The sequence below is a fragment of the Clostridioides sp. ZZV14-6387 genome (genome assembly GCF_020657835.1).
GTDB lineage: Bacteria > Bacillota > Clostridia > Peptostreptococcales > Peptostreptococcaceae > Clostridioides > Clostridioides difficile_A.
In genome coordinates, this window is record NZ_JAGWCW010000055.1 from 1 (window position 1) to 7,605 (window position 7,605).

A 7,605-nucleotide genomic window follows, 5' to 3' on the forward strand; every position below is an offset into this window, starting at 1 on the left:
TTAAAAATGTACTTATTAAGATAAGTAAAAGAGCTATCACAGAACAAATTTAATTTGCTCATGCGACAGCCCCATTTTTATGTATATCAAAACAATTACTGAATTTTTTATTTAGAATTAAGTTTCAAATTGAATGAACAAGTACAACCAATTTTGAATATAAATATAATAAATGTGATTATATATAATCTTATTGTCTAGTTAATTAATATTGATACATAGTCTTTTTTCGATTAAATCGAAGGGAGGAGGTAGATTATTATGGATAATTATAAGAAAGTAAAGCAAGTATTATGGATAATTTTATTTGCTAATTTTGCAGTAGCATTATTAAAAATCATTATTGGTAATCAAATCAAGAGTTATAGTATGACAGCTGATGGATTCCATTCTCTGTCAGATGGAGCATCAAATATAGTAGGACTGATAGGCATTTTCTTTGCGTCTAAACCAAAAGATAAAAATCATCCCTATGGACATAAAAAATTTGAAATTATAACTAGCTTATTTATTAGTGGAATGTTGTTTGTTATAGCAATTAAGATAATTCTTAGTGCAGTGTCAAGAATATCCAATCCAATTACACCTTCTATAACTATAGAAAGTCTAATTGCTTTAGTAATTACACTTTTTATAAATATTTTTGTATGTATGTATGAATATAGGATTGGAACTAAACTGAATAGCTATGTCTTGATTTCAGATTCACTGCATACAAGAAGTGATATTTTTGTATCTTTAGGAGTATTAGTTACTCTAATTGGTGTAAAATTAGGATTCCCAGTAATAATAGAATCTATAGTACCTATTATAATCTCTGCATTTATAATTTACTCAGCTTATGGAATATTTAAGCCATCTATTGGAATTTTAGTAGATAGGGTAGCTGTAGAGGAGGATTATATAAGAGAAATTGTGTTTGAATTTAATGAAGTAAGAGATGTCCACAATATCAGAAGTAGGGGAAGTAAAAGTTCTATTTATATTGATATGCATGTGATGGTAGACCCCTTTATAAGTATAGAGCAATCTCATGATTTAACACATAAAATTGAAAAACAAATCCAAGAAGAGATTAATGAAAATGCTCAAGTAATAGTTCATATTGAACCTTTTTATAGCTTTTAATTTGGTTATAAAATGTCAATCGTAAAATTTTATAATTTATAAAAAAAATATTATACCATAAATAATTTATAAAAAATATTTATGGTATAATATTTTTTGTAAAGAGAAGAAGTCTTAATATATCTAAGGAGGAGTTTATAATGAGATACGTTGAATATGGGAAAACAGGGAAAATGGTTTCAGTAGTTGGTTATGGTGGATTAAGGTTTGATTTAGAGAAAAGCAATCAAGAAAATGCCGATTTAGTTAAATATGCATATGAAAAAGGTATTAATTACTTTGATACAGCACCAGGGTACTGTGATGATAGAAGTGAAGATATATTTGGACTAGCTTTTAGACAAATGATGGCGGAAGGTAAAACTGATTTTTATGTATCAACTAAAGAAAAACCAAAAGTTTGTGATACATCAGAAAAAGCTATAGCAGCTGTAAAAAAATCAATAGAGAGATTAGGCGTATCTAAAATAAATTTTTATCATGTATGGAATATTAGAAAGATGGAGCATTACGAACTAGCTATGAGACCTGGAGGTCAATATGAAGGATTATTAAAATGTAAAGAAGAAGGATTGATTGACCATATAGTATTCTCATCACATCAGCCAGGAGACGAAGTTATAGAGATTCTTGATGAAAATAAGTTTGAAGGTGTAACTATGGGAATCAATATATTAAACTTTCCATATAGATTAAAAGGAGCTAAATATGCTGTTGATAATGGATATGGTGTTGTAGCTATGAATCCATTAAGTGGTGGAACTATTCCAAAATACAATAAAGAGCTTTCTTTTTTAGCAAAAGAGGATGAAAGCACTATAGAAGCCGCCTTAAGGTTTAATATAGGAATTCCACAAATAAGCGTATCTTTGATAGGATTTAATAAAAAGCAAGATATAGATGATGCATGTAAGATTGCAGATGAAAATAGAATTTATTCAGATGAAGATATACATGACATTGAAACAAGATTAAATCAAAATATGAATGAAATATGTACAGGATGTGGGTACTGTAAGGTATGTCCAAAAGGTATTAATACTCCAGCTTATATGCTTTTTTATAATGAAAAGCAGATGTTTAAAAAGAGTGATGAAGAGATGACAAAATTAGTTTATGGATTAGGACATTGGAATTATACAATGAATAGTGATGCAAAAGCTGAAGAATGTATATCTTGTGGAAAATGTGAAATTGAATGTACTCAGCATTTACCTATAATCGATAGATTAAAAGAGATTAAAAAATGGGAAGAAGATGGAGTTAATAATGTTACAGTGTAATTAATTTATATTATGCTAGAAATTCATTATTTAGGAATACTTTAGAATATGGTTTTAGTATCTAAGGAGACAAGCTATAATATTGTCTCCTTAAATTATGTTTTTGTACTTTACTAATAAATACTATATATATAGTATCTATTTAAATATAGCATTAATAAAGTGAATATTGTGGTTGTAAATAAAGACTTATTCAATTAAAATAAAACAAGTAAGGATATTATAAAGGCGACTATTAAAATTAAGGGAATAAATTATAGGTAGTAACAAATCCTATATAATGAATGGATGGTGATATATATTGATGAGTAAAATATTAAAATACAAAAATGAGATGTTGTTGTTTATATTAGTTGTAATAACCTATCTAATAATAACTAAGATATTTTTTTCAAAAACCACTATATTTTATGATTTGAACAATACTTATGATGTGTTATTAGATACAGATACTGGCGTTTTATTCAATTTAAATGTATTTGCTATAAATCAAGATAATAGCAAACACATATTATTTTCAGCAATTATATCAATTTTTGCATATCCAATATACTTATTTTGTACATCAATAGCAAATCCAGGAACAGCCGATTTTAATAGCGCTTATGGATTTGGATTGATTTGTCTACAAATAATAACTAGCGCGATGTCTATAACTTTAGTTTTTAATCATATTAAAAAGATAAAAATGCAGAGGTTAACTTTAATTTTACTTACTATGATAATGATATTTTCTTTCCCACAACTATTTATGACTTTGAATGTAGAGAGATTTATATATAGTCAGTTTTCGTTAATATTTTTTATACTTATTGCAAATAAGATGAAAGGAAAAAATTCTTATTTGGTTGAATTAGCTGCTATCCCTTTGTTTGGAATAACTATTAGCAATATATATTTGTATTTTTTTAATATTATATTTGAATTTAAGCTAAAATTAGGAAAAATGTTAAAACATTTAGCTACATTTATCTTAATAGCATATATTTGTGTAGTTTCAACGAAATCTTATGAGAGTTTTATGAACCTTGGCAATGTAATACAGTATGACACGAAATTTATAAGAAGTGGGCCAATTTTAGAAAAAATTGCAATGATTATAGAAAGATTGTTGTATTCAGTTTTTTATTTTCCTGGAGCAGAGCTTAAAAAAGGTCTGTTTTTGCAAAATGGAGAAGTTGCGACAATACCAGTTATTCTTACATTATTAGCATTTTGTTTTTGTGTTTTGTCAGTTATTGAAAACTCAGAAAAAAGAGTTCCTAAACTATGTATGGGAATAATTATATTCAACTTAGTTTTACATGGAATAATAGGATATAATCTAGTTAATTCAAGTATAATGGCTATAAATTTTAGTTTTGCAGTTATAGTCTTATTGGCTTATTTCACTAAAGCACTTAGAAAAAATGAAAAAAATATGTACAATATATTTCTATCATTGTTACTGGTTACTATAATAATTAGTAATGTAAATGGATTTATAGAAATTTTAAATATAGGGATAAAGTCATATCCTGTTTAAAAAATAATATTGAAAGGGTAGTAAGTTTATGAAACAGACAAATACAAATGTAAAGCTTCTTACTAAAATTTCAGATTATATAAAACTAATGAGAATAAAGCAATATATAAAGAATTTCTTTGTATTTTCGGCTATAATTTTTTCAAATAACATACTAAATACAAATTTACTATTAAAGACATTTATTGCATTTGTATGTTTTTGTCTTATATCATCATCAGTATATGCATTGAATGATGCTATAGATATGGATAAAGATAAAAAACATCCTAAAAAACGTAATAGACCAGTTGCAAGTGGGAGAATAAGTAAAAAAAATGCTAATATACTATTTGTAATATTAGCTTTGATTTCAATTAGTTTATCAATAGTTGTTAATTTCAGATTGACTATAATTCTTGTTCTTTATTTGATAAATAATATATTATATTCTCTTAAATTAAAGAATATAATATTATTAGATGTGTTTTCAATATCTCTTGGATTTATATTTAGGGTTTATGCAGGGTGTGTAGCCATAGATGTAAACTTATCAAATTGGATAATATTATGTACCTTTTTCTTATCTTTGTACTTAGCTTTTGGAAAACGTAAAAAAGAAATAGAGACTTTAAGAGATGATGCAATTGAACATAGAAAGATACTAGAAGATTATGACATAGAAAATCTAAATCAAATGATGGTAGTTATGTTAAGTTCTACAATTGTGTGTTATGCTTTGTATTCTACAAGTAATCCAGAAAAACCACATATGATATTTACAACAATATTTGTAGTTTATGGTGTACTTAGATATAATTATATAATTAACACTACAAATGAAGGAAATCCTACCGAGATTGTATTAAAAGACTGGGCTTTAAAAATAAACGTAATATTGTGGATAATTGCATGTTTAATAATATTAATTTTTTAGTGAGAGGATGAGGAAATACTTATGAAAAAAAGTGTATTATTACTCGATGTAGATTATACTGTTATAAATACTGATAGCATGTTAGATTTTTTTATTTATTCTTTAAAAAATAAAACATTTAAAACTATTATAAAGGTGCCATATATTGTTTTTACTCTAGCTATGTACTTACTTAGAATAGTACCTTTGAAAAGAGCAAAAGAGGCAATCTTTCATCCAATAGTAGATTTTAGTGAAGAAGATTTAAAATTTTTTTTTGATGACTGTATTATGAAAAAAATTAACGAGTCTATGAAAAAAATTATTTACAAAAACAAAAAAGAACATAATGTTATAATTATGATAACAGCATCTCCATATGCGTATATGAAATACTTTAAACATTATGGTTTTGCAGATGAAGTCATAGGCACTGAGTTGTTTTATGAAAATTCAAGATATAAAAACCAATTTGTGGGGGAAAACTGTAAGGGAATTGAAAAAATACATAGAATAAAGGCTGTATTAGATAAGCTTGGGATAGAGATTGATTATGAAAATTCATATGCATATTCGGACTCTAAGAGTGATTTACCTATGCTTTCATTAGCTAAAAATGCTTTTTTGGTTAGTAAAAAGAATGGTGAGGTTATAGAACGAATAAATTCATAACTTAATGTCACTTAGAATAGGAGGGAATAGTTTGGGATATTTACACATATTAATTTTATCTATGGTTCCTGTAACAGAATTAAGAGGAGCCATTCCTATAGGTATTGCAATGGGTTTAAATCCTATGTGGGTTTATGTATTTAGTGTAATTGGTTCTACTTTGGTATCGATTCCCTTGATATTAACATTTAGGCATGTATTGCAATTTTTAAGAGGGAAAAAATTATTTAAAGGGATTGCAGATACAATTGATAGAAAAATAAATTCAAGAATGAAAAAATTAAAAAGTGTTTCAATGATAGGTATAATACTATTTGTAGGGATACCACTTCCAACTACAGGAACATGGACTGCATCTGCTATAGCTTCTATACTAAAAATGAGAATAAAAGATGCCTTTGTAGGAGTATTTATTGGTAATTTATTATCAGGAGTTATAGTTTCAGCACTTTCTCTACATATAATATAAAACTATCCAAGCAATATGTTTGGATAGTTTTTTTATGAGTATCATTTAAATTCATTTTGCTCTAAAATGTTTACTATGGCTAAAGAAATATAGTATAGTATTATTTGTGAGGAAAGTACTAAAAATTTTCCTACTAATAAAATAAATTTTTTATATAGAATAAAATTTCAATCACAATAAATTTTAATTAATAGACTAAGGAGGTTTTAAAGTGGAAAATTCAAGCACTAATTTAGGAAATGAAAGTGTAGGAAAATTGTTATTTAAACTTGCTACGCCCGCTATTATTGCACAAATCGTAAATGTTTTATACAACATAGTGGATAGGATTTTCATTGGAAGAATGGAAAGTGGAGAAGTTGCTATGGCAGGTGTCGGAGTAGCATTTCCGATAATAATTATAATAACTTCATGTAGTTATTTAATTGGTATGGGAGGAGGACCATTAGCTGCTATAAAAATGGGTGAACAAGATAATGATGGTGCAGAGAAAATAATGAGTAATAGTTTTTCTGTATTAGTGATTTTAGCAATACTTTTAACTATAGGTTTTCAGATTGGAAAAGAGCCCTTGCTTTGGATGTTTGGGGCAAGTGAATCTACTATTGGATATTCAATGGATTATTTAAAAATTTATTTAATAGGTACAGTATTTGTTCAAATCTCACTGGGAATGAACACTTTTATAAATACCCAAGGATTTGCTACAACTGGTATGATTACAGTTGCTATAGGTGCTTTGATAAACATAATACTTGACCCAATTTTTATATTTGGTCTTAATATGGGTGTAAAAGGAGCTGCATTAGCCACTATAATTGCACAAGGTGTTTCCGCTATTTGGGTATTGGTGTTTCTATTTGGAAAAAAAAGTATACTTAAGATAAAAAAGAAGTATATGATACCTAAAGTAAGTATTATATTACCAGTCCTGGCGTTAGGAATATCTCCATTCATAATGCAATCTACAGAAAGTCTAGTACTTATAGCATTAAATAGTAAATTGCAGATGTATGGAGGAGATTTAGCAGTAGGTTCAATGGCTATAATGAGTAGTATAATGCAAATTCTTATGCTTCCTAATATGGGCTTTACACAAGGAGCACAACCAATAATAAGTTATAATTATGGTTCAGGACAACTTGATAGAGTCAAAAAGACATTTAAATTGTGCCTATTGTCATGTTTTACATATTCTACTATTTTGTGGATTCTACTTATGATGTTCCCTGCATTTTTTGTTGGTATATTTAATAAGAATCCGCAGTTACTTAGCATGACTAGTTGGAGTATAAAAATATATTTTGCAGGTTCTTTTATGTTTGGAATTCAACTAGCTTGTCAACAAACATTTTTAGCACTTGGAAAAGCAAAAATATCTTTGATTTTAGCTCTTCTTAGAAAAGTTGTACTTTTGATACCTTTAATATTTATACTTCCAACATTTTTTAATGAAAAACTTTTTGCAGTACTTTTAGCAGAGCCAATTGCAGATATAACAGCAGCTACTATAACAGCAATCTGTTTCTTTATATTTTATAAAAGCTCTCTATCAAAATCTAAAACGACAGAAGAATAATATATATAATATAAAATTTCCATGAAAATATTTTAATAGATAAAAATTAGAATT

7 protein-coding genes are annotated in these 7,605 nt (G+C 26.9%); all 7 read left to right on the forward strand.

Annotated features, from left to right (window positions below; genetic code table 11):
* The first annotated feature begins 261 nt into the window (after positions 1 to 261).
* The gene (locus tag KGF38_RS19740; protein ID WP_054269524.1) at positions 262 to 1,128 is read left to right on the forward strand and encodes a cation diffusion facilitator family transporter; all 867 of its coding nucleotides are present in this window, start codon (positions 262 to 264) and stop codon (positions 1,126 to 1,128) included.
* 140 nt (positions 1,129 to 1,268) lie between these two features.
* Positions 1,269 to 2,411: an aldo/keto reductase gene (locus tag KGF38_RS19745; protein WP_074178278.1), complete on the forward strand. Its 1,143-nt coding sequence runs from the start codon at positions 1,269 to 1,271 to the stop codon at positions 2,409 to 2,411.
* 304 nt (positions 2,412 to 2,715) lie between these two features.
* A complete protein-coding gene (locus tag KGF38_RS19750) occupies positions 2,716 to 3,936 on the forward strand; it encodes a DUF6080 domain-containing protein (protein WP_223153215.1) in 1,221 nt (406 codons plus the stop codon).
* A 28-nt stretch (positions 3,937 to 3,964) separates the two neighbouring features.
* Positions 3,965 to 4,852 (forward strand): decaprenyl-phosphate phosphoribosyltransferase, encoded by an 888-nt coding sequence (locus KGF38_RS19755; protein ID WP_054269526.1) that lies wholly within the window; start codon positions 3,965 to 3,967, stop codon positions 4,850 to 4,852.
* A 21-nt stretch (positions 4,853 to 4,873) separates the two neighbouring features.
* Positions 4,874 to 5,503, forward strand: coding sequence for an HAD-IB family hydrolase (locus tag KGF38_RS19760; protein ID WP_054269527.1), 630 nt, complete (start codon positions 4,874 to 4,876; stop codon positions 5,501 to 5,503).
* Between the two features lie 31 nt (positions 5,504 to 5,534).
* Positions 5,535 to 5,972, forward strand: a complete 438-nt coding sequence (locus KGF38_RS19765) for a COG2426 family protein (protein ID WP_074178277.1) — start codon at positions 5,535 to 5,537, stop codon at positions 5,970 to 5,972.
* A 211-nt stretch (positions 5,973 to 6,183) separates the two neighbouring features.
* Positions 6,184 to 7,551, forward strand: coding sequence for an MATE family efflux transporter (locus tag KGF38_RS19770; RefSeq protein WP_074178276.1), 1,368 nt, complete (start codon positions 6,184 to 6,186; stop codon positions 7,549 to 7,551).
* The last annotated feature ends 54 nt before the right edge of the window (positions 7,552 to 7,605 follow it).